This window comes from Legionella stuttgartensis, from assembly GCF_977063405.2.
Genome location: NZ_CDRUHA020000001.1, coordinates 21,966 through 42,176, shown reverse-complemented (window position 1 = coordinate 42,176; position 20,211 = coordinate 21,966). Strand labels below are relative to the sequence as shown.

Sequence of the window (20,211 nt, the reverse complement as noted above, 5' to 3'; positions counted from 1 at the left end):
TTTATTGATGATACGTTATGATGCCACTTTTTTAAGGCTTACTCACTATGAAAAAAGGATTGTTATTAATTAATTTAGGCACGCCAGATTCTACGAGTAGGCGGGACATTAAGCGATATTTACGCGAGTTTTTGACTGATAAACGAGTCATTGATTTACCGGCGATGGTTCGTTATTTTTTGGTCTATGGATTAATCGTGCCTTTTAGATCGAAAAATACAGCGCATGCATATCAATCGATATGGACTTCTAGGGGGTCGCCTTTAATGGTATATAGTCAGGACTTGGCGATTTCTATCCAACAACGCTTGGGGGCTCAATATCAAGTGGCATTAGGCATGCGTTATGGTGCTCCTTCCATAGAGCAAGCTCTTAATGAATTAGAATCATGTGACGAGATTACCATTCTTCCGGTATATCCTCAGTATTCTGCTGCTGCCACAGGCTCATCGATTGAAGAAGTAATGCGCGTCTTAGCTCAGAGAAACGTGATTCCTTCGCTTCGTGTACATCGTGATTTTTATTATCACCCTGCCTACCTCGCTTCACAAAGTGAGGTCATTCAAAACCATTTAGAAAAGGAATTTCATTTATTATTTAGTTATCATGGCATTCCTGAGCGCCACATTATCAAGACAGGGTGCGATACGATATGCTCGAAAGACTGTCATTTAACAAGCTTGAAAAATCGAGCTTGTTATCGGGCGCAATGTTTTGAAACAAGTCGTTTGCTTGCAAAAGAATTAAACTTAGAGGCACATCAATATACCACGGCATTTCAATCAAGATTGGGGAAAACACCCTGGATAAAACCATATACGGATGAAGTTTTATTTGAGTTAATTGAACGGGGAGTGCAACATCTTGCAGTGGTTTGCCCTTCGTTTACGGTTGACTGTCTGGAAACATTAGAAGAAATAGGCATGCGCCTTAAAGAGCGGTGGCATGATTTAGGAGGAAAGAAATTTACTCTAATTCCTTGTTTAAATACTCATAAATCTTGGGTAGAAGCGATTGCTCAATTAGTGGAGTCTTAAATTTAAAACAAGAAATGCAGTTTTTATTGTATCTGAATAAAGAGGCCTCATCATGAGGCCTTAGTGCATTATTCTTCAACGCTGATTTCAATTTTCTTTTCAGTAGCCGCTTCTCTTTTAGGAATTTTAATTTCAAGAACTCCATGAGTGTAGCGTGCAGTGATTTTGTCATCATCCGCGGTTTGAGGAAGGCTAAAGCGACGATAAAATTTGCCTTGAGTCCTTTCTCTCCGCGTATAGCCTTGATGTTCCTCGTTTTTTTCAAATTGACGTTCACCTTTAAGGGTAAGAACGTGGTTCTCTAAAGAAATATCAATGTCTTCTTTTTTTACCCCAGGGACATCAGCAATAACCAAGAAGCAGTTATTCTCTTCTTTAATGTCAACCAAAGGCGACCAAGTGCCTGTTTCAATGTAGGATGAATCATCCTGCTTTTGGAGATTAAAAAAATCATCAAACAACTGACCCATATCACGGTACATGGGCATAGTTCTTCTAAATGTGTTCATGCTGTCTCCTTAAAATATGTTTTTGGTTAATTTTTATGTAAGGGTTATTGAAAAAAATTCAAGTCTAAATTTTAAAAAATTTGATACGGTACTTTGGATTGTTTAGATGCCTGGGGTTGCCGTTAATACCGGATGTCGGAATCGCGAAATACGTGAACTTCGCTGGGATTGGGAAATACAAATCCGTTTATTTTTTCTGGAATCAGAAATAGGTTCATTAGCTGGTATTTGTTTTGGCATTTGATATCAGTTAATCAAATTTAATCGCTTGCATCGTTGCTCTAGCAATTCGAGATATTTTTCTTGCATCGGTTGAGATAAAAAACTGAAACCAATCAGCTCTTGCCATTTTGGTATTACCTGATGGAACTCTTGTACGCTCCCATCGATGACGTTCTGGTTTAATCCTAATTTTTCCACGGCAAAATAGTTAAGAAAATCACTCTTTGTTAAATTATTTTTTTTTCCTTTTAGAGGTAAAGCCAGTTCTTCTTTGGTATTTTTTTGAGCGATGGTTGAGTTAAGTAAATCGTAGGCTGGTGATATGGAGATTTTTCTATCCTTAGTAATCAGGGAAAAATTTTTTAGATGCATGTCTTCATTGCCGACCAGGAAGTTAAACAAGGTCAACTTAAATAATTTGACGAATTCAATTTTTGGGAATGTACAAAACTGTTCAATGACTGCAATTACTTTTTCCATAGAGCTTTTATATTTTGTATGTCGATCTTCACCTGATAGCTGTGCAAAATCTTCTAAAGCTAACTTTTTATTATGGCCTATTCGATCAAAGCGTTTAATGAAGTAGGTCAAACTGTTGTCTTTAGAATAAACCAAACCATGAACCGGAACTTCGAGGCCTATAGTTTTTGCAAGGGTCATAGTAATGGCTTCATTTTCAGGCAATTCTGGATAAATATCACTTTGTGGTTTTAAAATATACTGACCCTTTTGATCAACGATTTCAAAACATCCCTCTTTAATCTTTAATTTGGCACTTAGTTTCTTTTGAACCCCCTGGATAGACATCTTTCCTACCCGAGCAATTGCTTCCTGTCGCTGCTCATCAGCACTTAAATCTAATGGGCTAAGATTTTTTAATTGAGGAGAAAGCAAATGCAATCCACGTTGTGAATAGTTTTCTTGAACACTTATCTTTTCATAAGTAATAGGACAGTGTTTCATCTTAGTTCCTCAATCGTCACTGCGCCTACTACATCTTGACCAACTAGTATCAATTGGCCAAAATAATCATTTTTATCGATTTTATATTTGCGTAATAGTGCTTCAAGCATAATGCCTTCAGGAAGTAATCCTTCGAAAAAAGGCGGAAACACGTCAAAATCATAGACCTTATTGGTTAACGGCATGGTGAGAGACACAGGTGCGCCTTGATAATCATCAAAGTAGGTAAATCGATAGGTTCCACCTTGTAATTCTTCTAATATTCCAGCGTTCATACCATTCACTGATACGTATGCTTTTCTCATGTATTATCCGTTGTTTGAGGAAAAGGTGTTTCAAATTTCATTTGGATATTTAAAACATCGAACACTTTTAGCAGCGTGTTTAATCGCACCGATTCTTTACCTTTTTCAATATCGTATATCACTGTCTTCCCGACACCCGCTAACCGGGCTAATTCTTGTTGCGATAAGCCGCTGTGTTTGCGGTAGTAATGGACTAAATTGGCAATCTCGTGTTTGGACATGGAACACCATAAATTAATCATATATTACTGTTATAGCAGTAAAAAAGATAAAAATAAATTTATTATTGCATTTCTTTGCATTAATTCTCTATAAATTACTGTTATGGCGGTAAATTTGATTGATTTTCAAATTTTCCCTATATTTATTCATTATAAACGCCTGAAAATTACTGTTACCGCGGTAAATTTTTGAAAATAACAAAAAACTCATGTTCCTCCTCAAAACTCATCCATGATGAAAAGGTTCGGCTAATAGGGAATAGCTGGTTTAGGAGAGCGTAGGTCGGGCCCGCGGCCCGACCTACACTTGCTAAAATTTTACATACCTTCGACTTCCAACTCAAAATCGATGTTACCACGTGTGGCATGACTGTAGGGACAGATTTTTTCGTGCGTTTCCTTTACTAATTCTTTTGCTTCATTAGTAGAAAGAGATGGAACTTTAACATTCATCCTAACTGAAATACCAAACCCTCCACCCTCACGAGGACCAACAGAGACATGACATGTTACTGTTGCACCGTTGACTTTTTTCTTGTGTTGACTCGCCACAAATTCTAATGCGCCACCAAAACAAGCTGCATAACCAGCAGCAAAAAGATGTTCCGGTGTGGTGGTATTGGGTAATCCAGGCCCCCCCATCTCTTTGGGAACGGAAAAATCTGCACTAACCGAATGATCGGTGGTTTCAGAATGGCCGTTGCGTCCTCCTGTATTAGTTGCTGTTGCAGTTACTAGCGGTTTTATGGTGTTGACTGACATGCTACTCTCCTTGTTCTTTAAGGGGTTTGGGTTTGCTTACTCTGATTGTGAGGTTTCGCAGTCACAGAGACATTGTTCTAGTTTTGAGAAAAATTTCTAATTTAGTATAATTTAAACTGAGCATTTATTCCTAATGAATTGAATTCATAAAATCTCCATCATCGAGACTTTAGAAGATCAGCGTAATCGTAGATTAGGTAAACTTGTATCAAAGGACAACGTGAACAAATCCTTATCTCCTACTAAGCAATTACGCGAAGGTTTTTCCGGATATAGTAATGGTCGTGAAGGTTTTTTTATCGTACTTGAAGCAGAAAAATCACACACAGTTTCAGCATGACTTGCGGTTGCAGAATGTAAATTGGTTTCGGATCAAATTAATCTTTTTTATCATTAGGAAGTTGGTGTGTAGAGCCTACAACAAATTATCAGCAGGAAAGGACTTAAAGTTTTAAGTAAAGAAAACTACTTTTTGCTTTACACAGCGAAGGGAACTAACCGTTCCCTTCTTAATAAAATCATAAAATTTTTATTCATAAGTAATAACTGCTCGAAATCGTACCTCCCCTTTATCAACTTTTTCATAAGCTCGTTGTATTTCTTTGAATGGATAGGTTTCTGTATAAACCTTCACTTTTCCTTTTGATACCATATCAAGAGCTTCATAAAGATATTCGCGCCCATTTTGTTGACTACCTATAATTCGAATTCGTTTCATAATTAAATCGGTCATTGAAATTTGAAATGGTTTTTCATCAAATCCCATTGCAACAAAGCGCCCATCGGGACGTAATCCAGCTATGCTATCTACCATGGCTTGGTTTGAATTAGTTGTGCTCAGGATGATATCGGCACCACCCATTTTCGCAAGCTCGGCACCAGAACGTACTATTTCATCTGCGCCTAATTCTTTAATAAGCTTATCTTTCCCAGATGAATGTGAAATTGCAATGGTATCGAAACCTGCAGCTTTAGCATATTGAACAGCCAGATGACCTAGACCACCTATGCCTAGTACAGCAATTCGTTCGTGAGGTTTAGGATCTGACCATCGTAATCCCGACCAGACAGTATATCCTGCACAAAAGATAGGCGCCGCTTGTTCAAAACTGACATTATCTGGAACGAGCATGGTGGCGTCAGCATAAGCCAGCATAAACTCAGCATGACCTCCGGGCAGTTGCATACCCGTTGCTATTTGGTTAGAACAAAACATAGGACGATTACTTGAACACCATTCACATCGCCCGCATGTGGTTTGAATCCATGGAACCCCAACACGATCACCAACTTTTCGATTGACGACGCCAATTCCTAATTCAACAATTTCGCCAACAGGTTCATGCCCTAAAGTGCGAGGAAATTCGCCAGGTAAATGACCATTTGTTTGATGAACATCTGTATAACAAATGCCACTAGCATGAATTTTAATGAGCACTTGATTAGGACCAACAACAGGCTTTTTAACTTCACGAATCTCCCACTTAGCTTTCGCAGAGGGTACAATAGCTGCTTTCATATGATCTCCTTATCCATTGCAACGTATTATTGCAATTTGTTAATATATAACTACTGTGGCTTCAATGAAAATTCCCGAACCTAGCATTTCAGTTCCTCAGGCAATAAAAATTCAAACGAACATTACAGTTTTATTTTTTCAAAAAATACTGATTTAAATTATATACAAAACCCGGTAATGAAACTTCCTGAAAGGTATAATAAATTAAGGCAATTTATTAAATCAAAGTTAAATCTTAGACAAAAATAGTCTAATAAAGAACACGCTCTAGCAAGCGTAGCCCATGAAGTGAAATTAAATCCGGGATGTTCAATGCCCAGCCTCCCGGATTACAGTTGTGTTTGCATCAAGGCTCGGATATCTTAACATTTTCTACCTTAATTTGCTTTTCATAGTCATCAGTTATGCAATTCTAATTAGAGATACACTAGTAATATTTTCCTAATTTAAATGTCTATAATTAATAAAAAAGGATTATTTACTATGAGGATGAAGGCATGTCATTAAGACGGAAAATTGCAGAGTCCTTAGATCCATCTTTAAGAATATCACCAGGGTTATCCGTCCTTAATAAAGCGATTATTATCATTATTATTCTCTCACTATTATTAGCAATTGTTGAAACCGAACGTTTAATTTATCAAAGCCATGAATGGTTGTTCTTATCTTCGGAGTGGATTTTTACAATTATTTTTGCCATTGAATATGCAGCGCGAGTCTGGGTAAGTATAGAAAATCCAAAATATTCAAATCGTCTTGTCTATATGTTAACTCCAGCAGCAATTTTAGATCTTTTAACCGTCTTATTAATTCTGCTTACTACCCTAGGTACTGAAGGATTTATTCTAAGATTAGCCAGATTGCTTCGTGTTTTAAGAATAGCAAAATTAGGACGATATACAGTTGCTATGCAAAATATAGGGCATGCTATTTATTCAAGACGATTTGAATTAATTATCAGTTTTGCTATTGGAGTTTTTGCTTTAATTCTGTCTTCCTCTATATTGTATATTGTTGAGGGAGGAGTACAGCCTGACCATTTTGGTAGCATACCTAGAGCGATGTGGTGGTCAATAGCAACATTGACAACTGTTGGTTATGGTGATGTTTACCCTATAACTCCTTTAGGTAAGTTATTTGGTGCAATTACTGCTATTACAGGTATCGGACTGATTGCAATGCCTACTGGGATATTGGCAGCTTCTTTTAGTGATGCAATACAGGATATTAGGAAGAATCATCAGGAGGGAGAATAGTGGCGCTTCGTTTTCGAAGACGAATTACTTTATTACCCGGAGTTAGGTTAAATATTGGTAAGAAAGGTGGCAGTTTATCTCTTGGTCCAAGAGGGACGTCTATTAATATTGGGAAAAAAGGTCTTTTTGCAAATATTGGCCTACCCGGGACTGGTTTATCAATTAGAAATCGTCTTGATTCAAATAATAGTCAACTCTCATCTTTAGGTTCAGTTACGCCTGAATCTATTTCAGACTTTGGGCTGGGCATTTACGCGCTTTAGGTACTTCTCGAACCCAGTCGCTTGGTGTATGTCAGTCAGAAAAGATAGATGCGGTTATTAATCAATTAAATCAGTGGTTGCTAACCATTTAAGCTGCTTTGCCACAATTATTTAAAGACTACCTAGCTAGCGTGCTATATTACTAAATCAGCTCAACTCCCAGTTTTGTTATAGCATATGTTTTGATTATTATATTTTATTTAATATTTTTTAATATTTTTCAACGAAGGATGTCGACCGTTATGAGTATAAATCCCCATCCTAAGCAGCGTAGTTTGCCACGAACTCAAGCCTTGGTTGCTCGCGCTTTTGCGTCAATTGAACACTTCCTTCATATTGAGGCAGTGAGTGGTGTGATCTTGCTTATTTCAGCCACAATAGCATTAATATGGGCTAATTCATCGTGGGCTGATAGCTATGCAAATATATGGCAAACCCCATTTTCTATTAGCTTAGGTCAGCTTCAATTTTCTAAGTCACTTCATTTTTGGATCAACGATATTCTGATGACCTTTTTCTTTCTCATTGTGGGTATGGAAATTCGTAGTGAGATGCATGAGGGTTCGTTAAGTAAAATTAAGCAAGCAATATTACCTGTTATTGCGGCCTTGGGTGGGGTCATCATTCCGGCAATAATCTTTCTAGCTTTTAATTTTGCACCAATACAGCAAAATGGCTGGGCTGTTCCTACCGCAACTGATATTGCGTTTGCAGTGGGAATACTGGCATTATTAGGCCGCTCTATTCCTGGGGAGGTTCGAGTATTTTTGCTCTCTTTAGCTATTATTGACGATATTCTTGCAGTACTCATTATTGCTTTATTTTATTCGGAAGGTCTCAATTATTGGGGATTTCTAACAGCAGGAATCGGTATTATATTGGTGTTGGGTTTTCAATGTATTGGTATTGGTTCAGCATGGAGCTATCTTATTCCAGGGAGCCTTATTTGGTTTGGAATTCTTATGAGTGGGGTGCATCCTACCTTAGCAGGAGTAATTCTTGGTCTAATGACTCCTGTAAGCTCCAAATCCATGTCTGAGCGTCCTTTAGATTTATTATCACGCATTACCCACGAGCTTACCGGGCGAGATATAAAGTCAGAAAAAGGGCAGAGGCAAAGGCATCTACTTCAGAAGCTTCACGTCGCTAAAAGAGAATTATTGCCTCCGGTAGTTCGAGTTCAGCAAGCATTACACCCATGGATTGCATATATCGTCATGCCACTATTTGCATTAGCAAATGCGGGTATAAATCTCAGTGAAGGCACTTATTCTGCTCCAGAGTTATCTATTATAACCGGTATTACTGTAGGGCTAGTTTGTGGAAAACCTATAGGGATCGTTGGAATTAGCTTGATTTGTGTTAAGTTAAAATGGTGTCATTTACCAGATGGTATGACATGGAACGGTATTTGGTTGGTAGGTCTTCTTGCAGGAATTGGATTTACCATGTCAATGTTTATTGCCATGTTAGCTTTTAATGATATGAAGTTTTTAAATGCCGCAAAATTAGGAGTGCTACTGGGATCTCTTATCGCGGCTATATTAGGAGTTGTATGGGGAATAATGTACCTGAAACAAATGACCAGGAAGTAGATGATATAAACTAGCCTATTTCCTTAATAAAATGATGCTCATATAAGCTTAAAAGTTTTTTACGGTCTTCTTTTAGTGGAAGACTTTCATTTGCGGCCTCTTTAAGCGATAGTGCATGAGCGGTTAAAATAGATCTCTGCAGATCATTAGTGATGTTTTTATGTATAGAAATAATCATTTCGATCATATGAAAAGTTGCATTCCTATCTTTACATACATAATGTTGCTCTCTACTAAATATAGGTCACAAAACTCCTGAGAGGGAATTGGTTTAGTTATTAATCGTAATTTATTCTCAATATCTGCTCTATAGCCCGAAGGCTGATCCGTTTTTGATAATTTTTGCTGATTTGACTATTTAAATCTTCTCCGACTTAAGCAATCACATTAGACATATTAATACTTTCAGGGATGTGATGAATAAAGCTAATTAAAACAGCCAGACTACTTATAGTGAAGATGATAGCCAACAGCAAAGAAATTTGTGGAATAAAAGCCTGCCCATTAATCTGTGGAATACCCTCTTTATTAGCATTAAAAAGTGCTAATAAAATGAAGAGGCAAAATAAAAATTTTGTTAAAGCTTACACTAAAAGAAAATAAAGCAGTCCTGAAGAGGGTGACATCCCTTTTGTCCCATGTGTTTTTTATACGTCTGCAAATAATCTATTATTTTGTTCAGAAATTTTAGGTTGGTTTACCCGTTTGCAAGCAAACGGGCTACTTGCTAAAGTGATTGTAGAGACAATCTTAAGCCCTATTACTGAATTATAAGCGCTGTTATATATGGAATTTGATTCGTAAAAATGATGCCTCAATGAGGTTTTATTATTTAAGGAAATAAAATGAACAAAATTCACTTCAAAACTGCAAAGGTTAATAGTCTGAATTTGTTTTATCGAGAAGCGGGAACCATAGGACAACCTAAATTGCTTCTGCTGCATGGATTTCCAACTTCAAGCCATATGTTTAGGGACTTGATTCCACTCCTCTCTGATCAATTCCATATCGTAGCACCAGATTTGCCCGGGTTTGGTAGAACAGAAATGCTGCCACGTTCGGAATTTAGGTACACCTTCGATAACATCGCGAAGGTGATCGATGAATTCACAGAAGTCATAAGATTTAATAAATTTGCAATTTATATTTTCGACTATGGAGCACCTATTGGCTTGCGGATTGCAATGAAGCATCCGGAGCGCATCACAGCGATCATTTCTCAGAATGGGAATGCTTATGAAGAGGGATTGAGTGATGGTTGGACGCCAATCGAGGCATATTGGAAAGATGCATCGAGCGCGAACCGAGAAGCTTTACGTGCATTTTTGACACCAGAGACAACGTTTTGGCAATACACGCATGGGACTAAAGATGCTTCAGAAGTTTCTCCAGACGGTTATTCGCTCGACAATTATTATATGGAGCGACAAGGTGCCGATGAAATACAGTTGGATTTGTTGGGTGATTACAAATCAAATGTTTCTCTCTATCCTGAATTTCAACAGTACTTTCGAACTTACAAGCCCCGATTTTTAGCTGTTTGGGGTAAACGAGATCCGTTTTTCCTACCTCAAGGTGCAGAGGGATTCAAGCGTGATAATCCAAATACAATCGTGGAGTTTTTTGACACCGGACACTTTGCTCTCGAAACTCATGTGCAAGAAATCGCTAACAGTATTCGAAGATTCTTAGGGTGACGTCATGGAGTATGTTCATTTTGAGCTAAATAAAATAGGAGGCCATTGCGATGACTAAAATTCTCTTTGAAAGTCCTTTGGTTTTGTCTATATTGCGTCTACATGATTTATTCGAATTAATAAAAACAACACGTAACTACTTGATTTTATTGGTGGGCCCACTAGGACTTGAACCTAGGACCAACGGATTATGAGTTATATGTGATTAACAAATGACCATCAATGACAACAAATAACAATAAATCAATCAAGAGGTTAGCTCAAAACGGTTGTTCTTGTCTATTGTAGATTATTGTTATTTTTTATCTGTGAGTGCCCCACCAGTGCCCCATGGGTTCAATCTGATATTTTAAGAAGAACTATCAAGCTCAGAAATTAGTTCTTTTTTCATTTCCAGAGTACAACCATTATTAAAATATATTTGCCAACTGCCCGTGTTATTTCTTTCTTGAATCTTATCAACTAGCCACTTTTCAGTATTATCTTCGATAATTTCTGAACTAAAGATTTTTTTGCTTTGCTTGTTATAGTATATGTGGCGATCGAAATGATATTGAAAGTCATTTGAATTTAAAATTTCCGTTTTAGCTTTCATAACCTCTCCATGTTACGCATTTTCCCTGATTACGATTATAGACAATAAAAAGTACGCAAATAGCTTAAAGGACTTATATTTACACAATAGTTGATTAATTTTAGTGCATTGGCTCTCAAAGGTTATAAATTTTGTTATAGATAGGGAGATAAGTAATTTCAATATTAACAAAGTACTTAAGTATACCGTCGTCTACTCTACTTCTTACAGAGAAAAAAATATGCTCTTTTTTTTGTACCCAGCCAATAGCTACAATCTCATTCTCATCTTCAGGAGCTTTTTTAAGTACCATACCCTTACCATATTTATCTCTAAGCTTTTCCAAAATCGCATTAATTTCTTCTTTACTATCTGTAGAATAGGATAGGTCATATCCATATAGGCTATTATCTAAAAAGTAATAACCTACAATAAAACTTTTGCTATATTCTGGTAAAAACAATGAATTTTGCGATACCACCACAACTTTCTCGGCATTATGAGTTGAACTTGGAGCTGGTTGTATTACTCCTCTATCACCATCTATATCCAGCGGTATAAGGCCTTTTCCCCACTGGGAGTTAGCTTCACCATTAGCATTCTTCACTTCCTGTTCAGACATCCCCCATCTCGAATTTAAGAGAGCTTTTGAAGAATCAGTCGACATGTAGGCATAGCAAAAAACTATTAAAGTTACAGTTATAATTACACTGAGGGTTACAATTAATTTGTTCTTTGTCCAGTTCACTCCTTCTGATATCCACCAGAGGCAACTTATTATAATCACTGGAAAAACGCCCAATATTAAAAATATAATGACCCCTGTCATTACACTTTCAACATTTGCGAAAAATAGGGAAACGAGTATAGAAACTAATAGCCATAAAATTCCGAAAGATATACCTACCCTTTGTCTCAGAGGTAAACCTCGCATAATTCATTCCTTTTATATAAATTTTATCCCTATCTCTTTTATAAAATATAGTAGATACGCTCGTGTAATGAGACGAATTCTCACTACTGTCCTCTGATAACTGCTGTCATTACTAGGTTTTTTATGATCAAATAAATGAAGGGTGACACTACACACGCGCGCATCATGGGGTCTGGATTTGTAGAAATAGGGAGACGTAAAATATGGCTACAGTGTATTTCGATAAGAACTTTAATGTTCGTATTTCATTATTTGCTAATTCTCCAAAGCTTCGAAAATCTGAAAGGGGAACATGCGATGCTAAGACTAGAAAAAACACCTTATGTCAGGCTCCACCTGTTTGGGATCACTTTAGCGATACAGCAGTAAATGGACGTTGTAAACTGCATGGCGGCTTGTCAACAGGGCCTAAAACTGAGGCTGGTCGACAAGCAATTAGGGAAAGTAATCGAAGACGTAAGAATTGAATGTTTCCCTAACATCAATTTTCAATTAAATTTATATGTGGGCCATTAGCTTTTCCATCCAAAGAAAGTAACTCATCAAGACTGTGTTCATTTATAAATAGCCAATTTGTTCCTGCAGATGTAATTGCATAAGCAGGATCAATAGAATCATGCGAACGCTCAATTAATTGTTTTACTATCAAATGCTCTATATTTAGGTTGAGTTTAAAATCTATAAAATTTAGAAAGTCATTATCACCTAAAGATCTTATGTTGTCTGAAATGGTGCTTTTTAGTACACCTCTGCCAGATTCAGATTGGTTGGTCATTATGCTGAGCAAAATATAGATTTCAGCCTTAGATAGAAGAATTTCGTTTGAAGTTCTCATGATACAACTCCGCTTAATGTTATTTTATTCAACTCTCCTTTTTGTTCTTCTTGATTCCATATACCCATAACTTGCTGGGACTGGAATTATATCGGGTAACACAGATTAATGCCACTTATTGGGTGTGGAACTTATAGGGTGTGATCGTCTTAACTCATTAAATGAAAGAAAAACATCAAAACCTCATAAAAATAGGGGACAGAATCAGAGAATTAAGAAAAGCTAAAGGCTTCTCGCAAGAGAGTATTGCTGATGCTTCATCTATGGGGCGTACATATATGGGTAGAGTGGAGCGAGGTGAGCAAAATATTTCTATTCAAAATTTAATCCAAATTGCATTTGCATTGAATGTAAATGTAGGGGAGCTTATCCCCCCATTAAATGAACTTGAAAATCCTGCTTAGGAAGTTCTATTTCTCATGAAAGTGAAGGCTTTAATGGTCGTACAAAGTAAAGTTATGATCTATCCAATATACGATAAAGACTCTTCCGTCTCTGCGGCCAACCATAGCCGCTTTTCCATCAAACCGTAAAGCAATAAGGTTTGTATCAGGAGTTATATCTTTAGGCATGGGCGCTTTGATGGCATGTTGAGCAATTTTTTCAGTGCCTAATCCATGTTTATGAGCCTGAATAATCTCATTCCAAGTCATTTTTCCTCGTTTCCTAAGTGCATCTGCAAGTGCAGCTTTTTGTTCCTTAGTGCAATCAGAAATACAATAATTTGGCTGTAAATGTTCTAATGAAAATAATGGCTTATACGGATTAGTTGAAGAATTATCTGTTTTTACAGAAAAATTTTTTCCTTGTTGGATAGGAGGGGATTTTAAGCTACTTTTCGCCATGATTAATTCAATTGGTTTTTAAAATAGTCTTTTAAGTCGTCATGTGAAATAACTTTATTACTTTCTGAATCAATATTATCAAGCCAAGGGGATTCTGTATGAGTTAAATTCCTGAGTTTCCATGCTGAGAATTGACCATAAACTTCATATATTTCATTAAGGAGATCTTGTTGTTCCTTATTGAAAACAGATGCATCAAAATCGGGATTAGGAGCCACAGCTTCATTTTTATGTTGTTTTTTTGCATGGTAAAGTACAGGGCAAACAGGACCATGAGTCCATGCTTCAATTACCTCCGCAAATAAAGGCTTACCATACATAGCCAGGTGGAAGCCTTGTGCATAATAAATTAATTTTTGTAATTTAAGGTTTGAGATTAATTCGCTGCCATCTTCTTCTTGTGAAGCTTTATGTAGAAAATAGTCAGCAACTTGAAAGGCTGTGTTCATTTATTCTCCTTGTATATAGCAGCAAGTATAGCATAATATGTTAAATGAACAGATCAGGTTGATTATCAAAAAATACATTATGCTAAAATAGGTTATAATTCAGAATACTCAACAATTCTCTTTGGTTTACAATCTGGTTGAGATAAGTATTGTAGAGATGGAGGATGGAACCAAAAACCTAAAGCACCTTCCCAATCACCATTACGTTGTTTATTGCAATACAATCTACAATCCGAGGAATTAATAGTTTTTAGTTGGGATTCATTTAATTTCGCACCATTTGACCTCATTTTAATTAGATCTTCCTTACTCTTGTTTCTCCAAATACTAAAACAATTATCAGCCAAGTCTGCAATTGCTCCTGTACCTTTTATATCTAATTTGCCCGGAATTTTTGATTCGTCCTCTGTTTTCCTCGGATGTACAACTAGATGAATCTGACAATTGTGTTGATTTTTAAAATCACAGAGCTGATCCGTAATAGTTTTTTGTAAGTTATAATCGTCCTCAGCAATGTCTAATTTCATCAGTGAATCAATAACAAAAACATCTATACCATAGCGTTGACGAGCATATTGAAAAACTTCTAATAACCGCTTTGATTTTGCTGTACCGACTAGATCAAATAGCCATAGTTTGTCTCCAAGCCAATCATGAATAGCATGAATATATTCAATGGATGGTTCAGCTAGAGCACTTGCTTGTCGGGTGAGGCGCATCAATAGACGTTTGGGCTTCATTTCTAAACTTGCAATGCAAACACGAGCTCCTTGTTTCATCATATGAAGGATGACTTGGCCTAATAATTGGCTTTTTCCATGCCCATTAATTCCTGTCCAAACTGAAAACTCACCAGGACGGAACATAATTATATCGTTTGTTTTTTCCCAAGGAGCATTATATCCAATATGAACGCCAGGAGATGGGTAAAATTCACCAATTACTTGATTAACAAACTCACGAGCTGATTTTAGCTCTTCTGGATCAAGAGTTTTTGCTTCATCAAAACATTGATGAATAACTTCTCTAGAAACATTAGATTGTAGGCATTCATTTGCATCTTTATATGGTAATGTAACAATGTGGCAACGATGACGCCCCAATCTATCAATCAATTCAACTTTAGCTTTGTGACCTTCATCATCATTATCTAAACAGAGATATATCTGATCAAATATAGCTAGCCGATCAAACTCATATTCAATCCAACGTTGTTTATCTCCACCGCCTCCTCCAAAGGGCACTGAGAGAGCTGGTAAGCCATATTGGTATAGGGACATTGCATCAATTTCCCCTTCACAAATAATTACCTTGCGAGCATTCGTTGGTATCTGGTTCCAACCAAATAAACAAGGCTCACAATCTGGTTCAACATAAATTTTCTTTTTATTGTTCACTCTGTGTAATTTAAGATATTTTACTAATATAAGTTCTTCATTACGCCAATAGCGAAAAATAACATCTCCATTCCGTTCGCCAATTTGATAAGTTCGAAGAGTTTCAGCTGTAAGTTTTCTTTCATTAACCAAATAGCTCATAACAGGGGATGATAAAGCTAATTCTCCAATATTATTTAATTTAGGTTTAGCAAAGCTAGAATTCTTATGACCTTCAAACTTTTGTGGGGACGGTATACCAAGATAACGAGTTACTTCTTTAATTGCGTTAGCTAGCGTTAAATTATGCGTCAATGCCCATAGATCAAGTAAATCACCTTTACTACCTTCTGCAAAATCTGACCAAATACCAGCTTTTTCCCCCTTAAGGCGTACTCTAAGTGATTCTCCAACTTCCCCATGAATGCTACCAACACGCCATTCAGCCCCAGATTTCTTACCGTTCGGGAGTAAATATCTAGCAATCTCCTCTGCCCGTTGTGCAAGTTGTTGTGAAATTTCTTTAGCCATTATCATGTCAAATTACCCCCGCCATTAAGTCATCAGTGCTTTGAACTCCATGCCACGTGCTATATTCTTTGGCATTATTAATAAAACGCTCAATATGATCTGCATCACGAAAAATTAAGCTGATATCGTTATAGGTTTGATTACGATCATTTTTTCCCATGTTGTAAGGGGTTTTAGCACAGCCATCAATTGCTTGTTTAAGCTCAGCAGGGGTATAACCTGATTTTAAAGTTGACTTGATTATATTTTGACGTTTCTTATCCAGCCTTGCTTTTGGACGATCCATGGTAACTTGCCAATGTTGAAAAATTTCTTCTACAAAAATAGACGAGTTAACTTGAGAAGCAGCAATTTGTGAGGTTTCGACCTCACACATATTTATATCCTTTCTACTCCTTTCCTTTCCATTCCATTCCGTAGTCGAGGGCTCATGGAGGAGTTGCGGAGGACTATCTAATAATTCGTTTACTCCTCTAATAGTACTCAAAGAGTGATCGGCGAATTTATTGAGCTTAGATTGTGGAAGGGGGTAACGTGATGTTGGTTTATCAATACGCTGATGTTTTTTCCAGCCCGTGACCATCCAGTATAGGGCATTATCCTCCTCATATTCGCATAATAGATTATTTTGAATAAGCTCATTGATGAGTTTTTCTATTTCAGCAGGAGAGAAATCATCTGCTGGAAAAACTTCTGTTTTAAGACGCACGTAGGATGCAGTATGTACGCCATTATCATCACAAAAATTCCACATACCAATAAAAAGTAATCTGGCATTAAGCGAGCAAGATAAAATTTGCTCGCTTGTCCAAAATTCTGGTTTAACTGTCCGAATGCGAGACATATTAATTATCCCCCTGAGTAATAGGACCTAGATAAACATACAAAGCAATTTTATGAATAATGCCATTCCGATCCGGTTCCTTGGTCCACTCTTTGGCGATATTGTGTTTTTCTTTTAACTCTTTTATACGAGGGGGTGGGCTTACAATTCCCATGTTATGAAAGGCAAATGTAGATCTCCTTGGATTTTCTTTGAAAGCTTTAAGCATTCTTGTTTGTTGATTGGATTTTGAATTATTATATTCGTGACAATTTTTAGAAGGGTTGCCCGGTTTTACTGGGCGATTCTTTTTAATCATGATTATACCCCTTTCCCTTGGTTTGCTACCCATTCAAAAAAGGCTGCTTCATCAATTAGTATGCGTTTACCAACTTTCTTGATAACTTTATCAAAACCATTTTTATCCTTATTGAAAATAAGATTTCGCAAACCACCAATTCGCGGCCATTCATGGTGTTTTTCCCAATTGGGAACAGGGATATAGCGAGTATTCTGGGGGAGTTGTGTATTATTCATAGATACCTCTCATTAGCGTTATACACATAAGTGAATTCTTATGTATTAAGAGGTATACCAGTGGGAATACACAGCTAATTCCATTTTGTGTAGATGTGTAATTAGCGATGTATTTTTATTTAATGCGTTTTAATTTATATATGATATTTCGAAATGAATTGCGTTGTAGATCTTGCTCAATACCCTCCGGTGAAATCCATTTAATTACCGGATTTTTTGCAGACCAGGAAGTTACTTCTTGTAATATTGAGTCTTCATTTTGAGCAATAATTACTAATTGACTCCAAATTGCTCGAGGCGATTTATCTTTGGATTTAATATACGTTTCTTTTATAAGTGTATTAAGTGCATGTTCACGAGTTTGCACGGTTTTCTGTTTTTTTGTGGACTTATTTGTTATTGGGGGAGTTTTGTTGTCAGCCTTCGAATGATTACCTTTGTTACAACAATTACCAAATGATTTTAACTTTAGGTTTGAATCTATTAAATCATTTATGGCAGCATTTGTTTCACTAATAATGTTTGCAGGGAGGGGCTTGATAGTATTTATTTTAAGCATTTCTGTAGCTGTTTTATGAGTCTCGGTTATGGCTTTAATAAATTTTTTGTCGATTATCATTTTCCATCCTTTGTATTGCTAAAAATTTTCTCATTCATACTTGCAACAACTTTACTTGTGTGAGCATCAGACAAATGTGCGTAACGCTTAACCATATGCAGGGTTTTATGTCCAAGAACTTCGGCAATCTCTGCTAAGGTTGCTCCGTTCATTGCTAAATAGGATGCACTGCTATGCCGCAGGTCATGCCACCGGAAATCAGCGATCCCTGCACGTTTAACTGCATTTTCAAAAGGAGTACGTAAATCGATAGGTTTTTTAAATTTGTGATTTGGGAAAACTAAATCGCATTTTAGGTGACGTATCTTTGATAATTGGTTGATTAATTCAAAAGCGAGACCCTGTAAATGCAATGAACGTATCTCGCCATTTTTAGTTTCATGCAAAGTGATAACTTGCCTAGTAAGGTCAATATCATGCCATTTCAACCCTAGTATTTCCATTTTTCTTGCCCCAGTGGAAAGAGCGAGTACTACAGCAGTATATAAATATTGGCTGTCACTTTTTTTACACTCGTCTAATAAGCGTCTCCGTTCATCATCTGATAAGTACCGTACCCTACCGCGAGGCTCTTTGGGCTTTGTAACTCGGCGTAAAGGCGAATCCTCAATCCAGCCCCATTCTTTAACAGCAATGGTAAAAGCATGGGAAAGGGCTGCCATATATCGAACTACAGTAGAAGGAGAGCGGAGTTTGTTTCTTGTTGTGATACCCGAAGATAGTTTGTCTCTTCGTTCTGCAATCAAAGCCGGTGATATGTCTGCTAAACAATATTGCCCAAGTTCATGTTTCCACCATTTAAGATGCAAAATAGTATTTTTATTATTTTTAGGCTTAAGAGGTAGGATGTCTTTGATGTAGCGGTCGATCATTTCTCCAAGTGTTCTACGTTTGGCTTCTGTAGTTTTAAAATTACGACCTTCAAGAATAGCTGCTTCAGTTTGCGCTGCCCACTTGCGAGCATCTGTTTTTCTTCTGAATGTAGCTTGCTGTGTAGGAAATCCCTTAAGTCTGACTTTAACGCGGTAACTTGGTTTGCCGTCTTTATCGACTCTTTCTTCAATGGTAGCCATAAATAAACATTAATACACATAAGTTGCCACACACTATAATATGTCCCAAAAAATAGCAACATCAGTTAGTTAATCCTATGGATAATTATGGTAAGATTATGAAAAATAGAAATATATATTCATATACAAGAAGCCATGGGGCACTAGTGGGACAGTAATTTTAAAAACTCAATAATCGTGATTTAAAATTTAATGCATTACCATATAGGGTTAATAGCATTTTTATCTATAGACGCTTAATCAGTGCACTCTTTGAGAAAGTATGAGGGACATATGCCATTGTTGGGAAACTGTATAATATTTTTAGAGACTGGTTTTTTCAAAAGATACAAATCTACAGATGAGGGGTATAACACTTTATTTAATTATGCTAAGAATGGCGGAATTATTTTATGTACATCCAGCTTATGTCTTGAAGAATGGCGGACACAAAAAATAAGGGATTTAGAAAATAATCTACGTACGTTTAGGCACACTATATCCTCACATCAAGGTACAAATTATTTCTCAAAATTATTACTGAATACAATTATATTTGAAGAGTTAGATGATATTGCTTATCTCACCGAAAAAAGTAAAAACATTGTTCAGGAGTTTCTAGAAAAAAACAGTATAAAAAATTATCCACCATTAGAAAAACATATTGATCCGGTTTGGGATGCTTATTTTCACGGCAGACCTCCATTTAAAGGGATAAAGAATCGGAAAGATATACCAGATGCGTGGATATACGAGGCTGCGAAGAATGTTTTAGAGACACCAGAGCATGGAAGATATGAGTTAAGATACTCTTTATCTAATGATAATACTATGTCAGAGGCTCTCCAAAGTTTGGGTTATCACCCTATAAAACTTGAGGAGCTGCTTGATATTTTGCATAGAGAAGAAGCTGGGATATCACAACCAGAAATAAATATAGATTCCCAAGAATTAGAGTTAAATGTTCAGATGGAGAAGGATAATGTAGACATGACTTCTCTTAATCGCCTTCTAGAACAAGTAATTTATAAACAAGATAGCGAAATTTACTTGAGGCTACTTGGTTATCTAGTGGCATTTGACTCTCCAACGCATGACACACTCATACAGGCAGTAAGCTCGAAGGGGTATAATCCCAGGAGAGTAGAGGCTTGTGCTGTGATGCTTTCTGGGGAACCCAATCCGTATATAAAAGATCTCGGCACTCATTATATCGTCGGAGATAAAGAAGTTTGTCATGCTGCTAGTGAACGAGTAATGGATGAAATCATTGGAATGTTGGAGTAA

General features: G+C 36.7%; 28 protein-coding genes and 1 pseudogene. 10 read left to right on the top strand and 19 right to left on the bottom strand.

The features are described from left to right. Nucleotides 1–47: 47 nt before the first annotated feature. Entirely contained in the window at nt 48–1,037 is a 990-nt protein-coding gene (gene hemH / locus ACWTEW_RS00235; RefSeq protein WP_454783309.1) for a ferrochelatase, read from the top strand. 68 nt (nt 1,038–1,105) lie between these two features. Here the strand turns inward: hemH and ACWTEW_RS00230 are convergent, their stop codons facing one another. Then, complete coding sequence (locus ACWTEW_RS00230) at nt 1,106–1,546, bottom strand: Hsp20/alpha crystallin family protein (protein WP_454783308.1); 441 nt, start codon at nt 1,544–1,546, stop codon at nt 1,106–1,108. A 106-nt stretch (nt 1,547–1,652) separates the two neighbouring features. Between ACWTEW_RS00230 and ACWTEW_RS00225 the strand changes: the two genes are divergently transcribed. Further along, a complete protein-coding gene (locus tag ACWTEW_RS00225) occupies nt 1,653–1,790 on the top strand; it encodes a hypothetical protein (protein ID WP_483099554.1) in 138 nt (45 codons plus the stop codon). A gap of 2 nt (nt 1,791–1,792) precedes the next feature. Here ACWTEW_RS00225 and ACWTEW_RS00220 read toward each other — a convergent pair whose 3' ends face one another. The 5 genes from ACWTEW_RS00220 to ACWTEW_RS00200 all read right to left on the bottom strand — a co-directional run bounded on the left by ACWTEW_RS00220 (nt 1,793) and on the right by ACWTEW_RS00200 (nt 5,538). Beyond that, the gene (locus tag ACWTEW_RS00220) at nt 1,793–2,731 is read right to left on the bottom strand and encodes a lpg2370 family Dot/Icm T4SS effector (RefSeq protein WP_454783307.1); all 939 of its coding nucleotides are present in this window, start codon (nt 2,729–2,731) and stop codon (nt 1,793–1,795) included. Then, the gene (locus ACWTEW_RS00215; RefSeq protein WP_454783306.1) at nt 2,728–3,036 is read right to left on the bottom strand and encodes a HipA N-terminal domain-containing protein; all 309 of its coding nucleotides are present in this window, start codon (nt 3,034–3,036) and stop codon (nt 2,728–2,730) included. The genes ACWTEW_RS00220 and ACWTEW_RS00215 overlap by 4 nt, the downstream gene beginning before the upstream one ends. Then, nucleotides 3,033–3,257, bottom strand: a complete 225-nt coding sequence (locus tag ACWTEW_RS00210; RefSeq protein ID WP_454783305.1) for a helix-turn-helix transcriptional regulator — start codon at nt 3,255–3,257, stop codon at nt 3,033–3,035. The genes ACWTEW_RS00215 and ACWTEW_RS00210 overlap by 4 nt, the downstream gene beginning before the upstream one ends. Nucleotides 3,258–3,575: 318 nt before the next feature. Continuing rightward, nucleotides 3,576–4,019 (bottom strand): organic hydroperoxide resistance protein, encoded by a 444-nt coding sequence (locus tag ACWTEW_RS00205; RefSeq protein WP_454783304.1) that lies wholly within the window; start codon nt 4,017–4,019, stop codon nt 3,576–3,578. A 529-nt stretch (nt 4,020–4,548) separates the two neighbouring features. Next, nucleotides 4,549–5,538 (bottom strand): alcohol dehydrogenase catalytic domain-containing protein, encoded by a 990-nt coding sequence (locus tag ACWTEW_RS00200; protein ID WP_454783303.1) that lies wholly within the window; start codon nt 5,536–5,538, stop codon nt 4,549–4,551. Nucleotides 5,539–6,035: 497 nt separating this feature from the next. Between ACWTEW_RS00200 and ACWTEW_RS00195 the strand changes: the two genes are divergently transcribed. From ACWTEW_RS00195 to nhaA, 3 genes are all read left to right on the top strand, one after another. Then, nucleotides 6,036–6,794, top strand: a complete 759-nt coding sequence (locus ACWTEW_RS00195) for a potassium channel family protein (RefSeq protein ID WP_454783302.1) — start codon at nt 6,036–6,038, stop codon at nt 6,792–6,794. After that, nucleotides 6,794–7,057 (top strand): DUF4236 domain-containing protein, encoded by a 264-nt coding sequence (locus ACWTEW_RS00190; RefSeq protein WP_454783301.1) that lies wholly within the window; start codon nt 6,794–6,796, stop codon nt 7,055–7,057. Before ACWTEW_RS00195 ends, ACWTEW_RS00190 begins: the two co-directional genes overlap by 1 nt. A 242-nt stretch (nt 7,058–7,299) precedes the next feature. After that, nucleotides 7,300–8,652 carry a Na+/H+ antiporter NhaA gene (nhaA, locus tag ACWTEW_RS00185; protein WP_454783300.1) on the top strand — a complete coding sequence of 451 codons (1,353 nt, stop codon included), beginning with the start codon at nt 7,300–7,302 and terminating at the stop codon, nt 8,650–8,652. A gap of 10 nt (nt 8,653–8,662) precedes the next feature. On the opposite strand, the gene ACWTEW_RS00180 is transcribed toward nhaA, so the two are convergent. Next, nucleotides 8,663–8,839, bottom strand: a complete 177-nt coding sequence (locus ACWTEW_RS00180; protein WP_483099553.1) for a hypothetical protein — start codon at nt 8,837–8,839, stop codon at nt 8,663–8,665. A 187-nt stretch (nt 8,840–9,026) separates the two neighbouring features. Next, a pseudogene (locus ACWTEW_RS00175) lies at nt 9,027–9,215 on the bottom strand (DUF2254 family protein); the annotation flags it as partial. Between the two features lie 282 nt (nt 9,216–9,497). Between ACWTEW_RS00175 and ACWTEW_RS00170 the strand changes: the two are divergent. Together ACWTEW_RS00170 and ACWTEW_RS00165 are read left to right on the top strand one after the other, a co-directional pair. Continuing rightward, on the top strand, nt 9,498–10,349 hold the full coding sequence (locus ACWTEW_RS00170; protein WP_454783298.1) for an alpha/beta fold hydrolase: 852 nt from the start codon (nt 9,498–9,500) through the stop codon (nt 10,347–10,349). Between the two features lie 50 nt (nt 10,350–10,399). After that, on the top strand, nt 10,400–10,543 hold the full coding sequence (locus ACWTEW_RS00165; RefSeq protein ID WP_454783297.1) for a hypothetical protein: 144 nt from the start codon (nt 10,400–10,402) through the stop codon (nt 10,541–10,543). Nucleotides 10,544–10,698: 155 nt separating this feature from the next. Here ACWTEW_RS00165 and ACWTEW_RS00160 read toward each other — a convergent pair whose 3' ends face one another. Further along, a complete protein-coding gene (locus ACWTEW_RS00160) occupies nt 10,699–10,944 on the bottom strand; it encodes a hypothetical protein (RefSeq protein WP_058461117.1) in 246 nt (81 codons plus the stop codon). A gap of 115 nt (nt 10,945–11,059) precedes the next feature. Then, entirely contained in the window at nt 11,060–11,857 is a 798-nt protein-coding gene (locus ACWTEW_RS00155) for a hypothetical protein (RefSeq protein ID WP_454783296.1), read from the bottom strand. Nucleotides 11,858–12,060: 203 nt separating this feature from the next. Here ACWTEW_RS00155 and ACWTEW_RS00150 point away from each other — a divergent pair, with 203 nt between their 5' ends. Continuing rightward, entirely contained in the window at nt 12,061–12,324 is a 264-nt protein-coding gene (locus ACWTEW_RS00150; RefSeq protein WP_058461119.1) for an HGGxSTG domain-containing protein, read from the top strand. A 14-nt stretch (nt 12,325–12,338) separates the two neighbouring features. Here ACWTEW_RS00150 and ACWTEW_RS00145 read toward each other — a convergent pair whose 3' ends face one another. After that, on the bottom strand, nt 12,339–12,692 hold the full coding sequence (locus tag ACWTEW_RS00145; protein ID WP_454783295.1) for a hypothetical protein: 354 nt from the start codon (nt 12,690–12,692) through the stop codon (nt 12,339–12,341). Nucleotides 12,693–12,853: 161 nt separating this feature from the next. Between ACWTEW_RS00145 and ACWTEW_RS00140 the strand changes: the two genes are divergently transcribed. Beyond that, a complete protein-coding gene (locus ACWTEW_RS00140; RefSeq protein ID WP_058511778.1) occupies nt 12,854–13,096 on the top strand; it encodes a helix-turn-helix domain-containing protein in 243 nt (80 codons plus the stop codon). A 30-nt stretch (nt 13,097–13,126) separates the two neighbouring features. Here the strand turns inward: ACWTEW_RS00140 and ACWTEW_RS00135 are convergent, their stop codons facing one another. The 8 genes from ACWTEW_RS00135 to ACWTEW_RS00100 form a co-directional block, all read right to left on the bottom strand. Further along, the gene (locus ACWTEW_RS00135) at nt 13,127–13,537 is read right to left on the bottom strand and encodes a hypothetical protein (protein ID WP_454783294.1); all 411 of its coding nucleotides are present in this window, start codon (nt 13,535–13,537) and stop codon (nt 13,127–13,129) included. Nucleotides 13,538–13,539: 2 nt separating this feature from the next. After that, nucleotides 13,540–13,986: a Panacea domain-containing protein gene (locus tag ACWTEW_RS00130; protein WP_058511779.1), complete on the bottom strand. Its 447-nt coding sequence runs from the start codon at nt 13,984–13,986 to the stop codon at nt 13,540–13,542. A 92-nt stretch (nt 13,987–14,078) separates the two neighbouring features. Beyond that, nucleotides 14,079–15,893: a bifunctional DNA primase/helicase gene (locus ACWTEW_RS00125; RefSeq protein WP_454783293.1), complete on the bottom strand. Its 1,815-nt coding sequence runs from the start codon at nt 15,891–15,893 to the stop codon at nt 14,079–14,081. A gap of 7 nt (nt 15,894–15,900) precedes the next feature. Then, nucleotides 15,901–16,737, bottom strand: a complete 837-nt coding sequence (locus ACWTEW_RS00120) for a hypothetical protein (protein ID WP_454783292.1) — start codon at nt 16,735–16,737, stop codon at nt 15,901–15,903. A gap of 1 nt (nt 16,738) precedes the next feature. Then, on the bottom strand, nt 16,739–17,035 hold the full coding sequence (locus tag ACWTEW_RS00115; RefSeq protein WP_058511782.1) for a helix-turn-helix domain-containing protein: 297 nt from the start codon (nt 17,033–17,035) through the stop codon (nt 16,739–16,741). A gap of 2 nt (nt 17,036–17,037) precedes the next feature. Continuing rightward, entirely contained in the window at nt 17,038–17,253 is a 216-nt protein-coding gene (locus ACWTEW_RS00110; protein WP_058511783.1) for a hypothetical protein, read from the bottom strand. Between the two features lie 115 nt (nt 17,254–17,368). Continuing rightward, on the bottom strand, nt 17,369–17,872 hold the full coding sequence (locus ACWTEW_RS00105) for a hypothetical protein (RefSeq protein WP_454783291.1): 504 nt from the start codon (nt 17,870–17,872) through the stop codon (nt 17,369–17,371). Next, nucleotides 17,869–18,945, bottom strand: coding sequence for a tyrosine-type recombinase/integrase (locus ACWTEW_RS00100; RefSeq protein ID WP_454783290.1), 1,077 nt, complete (start codon nt 18,943–18,945; stop codon nt 17,869–17,871). Before ACWTEW_RS00100 ends, ACWTEW_RS00105 begins: the two co-directional genes overlap by 4 nt. 273 nt (nt 18,946–19,218) lie before the next feature. Here ACWTEW_RS00100 and ACWTEW_RS00095 point away from each other — a divergent pair, with 273 nt between their 5' ends. Next, a complete protein-coding gene (locus ACWTEW_RS00095) occupies nt 19,219–20,211 on the top strand; it encodes a PIN domain-containing protein (RefSeq protein ID WP_454783289.1) in 993 nt (330 codons plus the stop codon).

Bases quoted from the DNA above. Each gene is read 5' to 3' on its own strand.
- hemH (WP_454783309.1), top strand. From the start codon at position 48: ATGAAAAAAGGATTGTTATTAATTAATTTAGGCACGCCAGATTCTACG.
- ACWTEW_RS00230 (WP_454783308.1), bottom strand. From the start codon at position 1,546: ATGAACACATTTAGAAGAACTATGCCCATGTACCGTGATATGGGTCAG.
- ACWTEW_RS00225 (WP_483099554.1), top strand. From the start codon at position 1,653: ATGCCTGGGGTTGCCGTTAATACCGGATGTCGGAATCGCGAAATACGT.
- ACWTEW_RS00220 (WP_454783307.1), bottom strand. From the start codon at position 2,731: ATGAAACACTGTCCTATTACTTATGAAAAGATAAGTGTTCAAGAAAAC.
- ACWTEW_RS00215 (WP_454783306.1), bottom strand. From the start codon at position 3,036: ATGAGAAAAGCATACGTATCAGTGAATGGTATGAACGCTGGAATATTA.
- ACWTEW_RS00210 (WP_454783305.1), bottom strand. From the start codon at position 3,257: ATGTCCAAACACGAGATTGCCAATTTAGTCCATTACTACCGCAAACAC.
- ACWTEW_RS00205 (WP_454783304.1), bottom strand. From the start codon at position 4,019: ATGTCAGTCAACACCATAAAACCGCTAGTAACTGCAACAGCAACTAAT.
- ACWTEW_RS00200 (WP_454783303.1), bottom strand. From the start codon at position 5,538: ATGAAAGCAGCTATTGTACCCTCTGCGAAAGCTAAGTGGGAGATTCGT.
- ACWTEW_RS00195 (WP_454783302.1), top strand. From the start codon at position 6,036: ATGTCATTAAGACGGAAAATTGCAGAGTCCTTAGATCCATCTTTAAGA.
- nhaA (WP_454783300.1), top strand. From the start codon at position 7,300: ATGAGTATAAATCCCCATCCTAAGCAGCGTAGTTTGCCACGAACTCAA.
- ACWTEW_RS00180 (WP_483099553.1), bottom strand. From the start codon at position 8,839: ATGATCGAAATGATTATTTCTATACATAAAAACATCACTAATGATCTG.
- ACWTEW_RS00170 (WP_454783298.1), top strand. From the start codon at position 9,498: ATGAACAAAATTCACTTCAAAACTGCAAAGGTTAATAGTCTGAATTTG.
- ACWTEW_RS00165 (WP_454783297.1), top strand. From the start codon at position 10,400: ATGACTAAAATTCTCTTTGAAAGTCCTTTGGTTTTGTCTATATTGCGT.
- ACWTEW_RS00160 (WP_058461117.1), bottom strand. From the start codon at position 10,944: ATGAAAGCTAAAACGGAAATTTTAAATTCAAATGACTTTCAATATCAT.
- ACWTEW_RS00155 (WP_454783296.1), bottom strand. From the start codon at position 11,857: ATGCGAGGTTTACCTCTGAGACAAAGGGTAGGTATATCTTTCGGAATT.
- ACWTEW_RS00150 (WP_058461119.1), top strand. From the start codon at position 12,061: ATGGCTACAGTGTATTTCGATAAGAACTTTAATGTTCGTATTTCATTA.
- ACWTEW_RS00145 (WP_454783295.1), bottom strand. From the start codon at position 12,692: ATGAGAACTTCAAACGAAATTCTTCTATCTAAGGCTGAAATCTATATT.
- ACWTEW_RS00140 (WP_058511778.1), top strand. From the start codon at position 12,854: ATGAAAGAAAAACATCAAAACCTCATAAAAATAGGGGACAGAATCAGA.
- ACWTEW_RS00135 (WP_454783294.1), bottom strand. From the start codon at position 13,537: ATGGCGAAAAGTAGCTTAAAATCCCCTCCTATCCAACAAGGAAAAAAT.
- ACWTEW_RS00130 (WP_058511779.1), bottom strand. From the start codon at position 13,986: ATGAACACAGCCTTTCAAGTTGCTGACTATTTTCTACATAAAGCTTCA.
- ACWTEW_RS00125 (WP_454783293.1), bottom strand. From the start codon at position 15,893: ATGGCTAAAGAAATTTCACAACAACTTGCACAACGGGCAGAGGAGATT.
- ACWTEW_RS00120 (WP_454783292.1), bottom strand. From the start codon at position 16,737: ATGTCTCGCATTCGGACAGTTAAACCAGAATTTTGGACAAGCGAGCAA.
- ACWTEW_RS00115 (WP_058511782.1), bottom strand. From the start codon at position 17,035: ATGATTAAAAAGAATCGCCCAGTAAAACCGGGCAACCCTTCTAAAAAT.
- ACWTEW_RS00110 (WP_058511783.1), bottom strand. From the start codon at position 17,253: ATGAATAATACACAACTCCCCCAGAATACTCGCTATATCCCTGTTCCC.
- ACWTEW_RS00105 (WP_454783291.1), bottom strand. From the start codon at position 17,872: ATGATAATCGACAAAAAATTTATTAAAGCCATAACCGAGACTCATAAA.
- ACWTEW_RS00100 (WP_454783290.1), bottom strand. From the start codon at position 18,945: ATGGCTACCATTGAAGAAAGAGTCGATAAAGACGGCAAACCAAGTTAC.
- ACWTEW_RS00095 (WP_454783289.1), top strand. From the start codon at position 19,219: ATGCCATTGTTGGGAAACTGTATAATATTTTTAGAGACTGGTTTTTTC.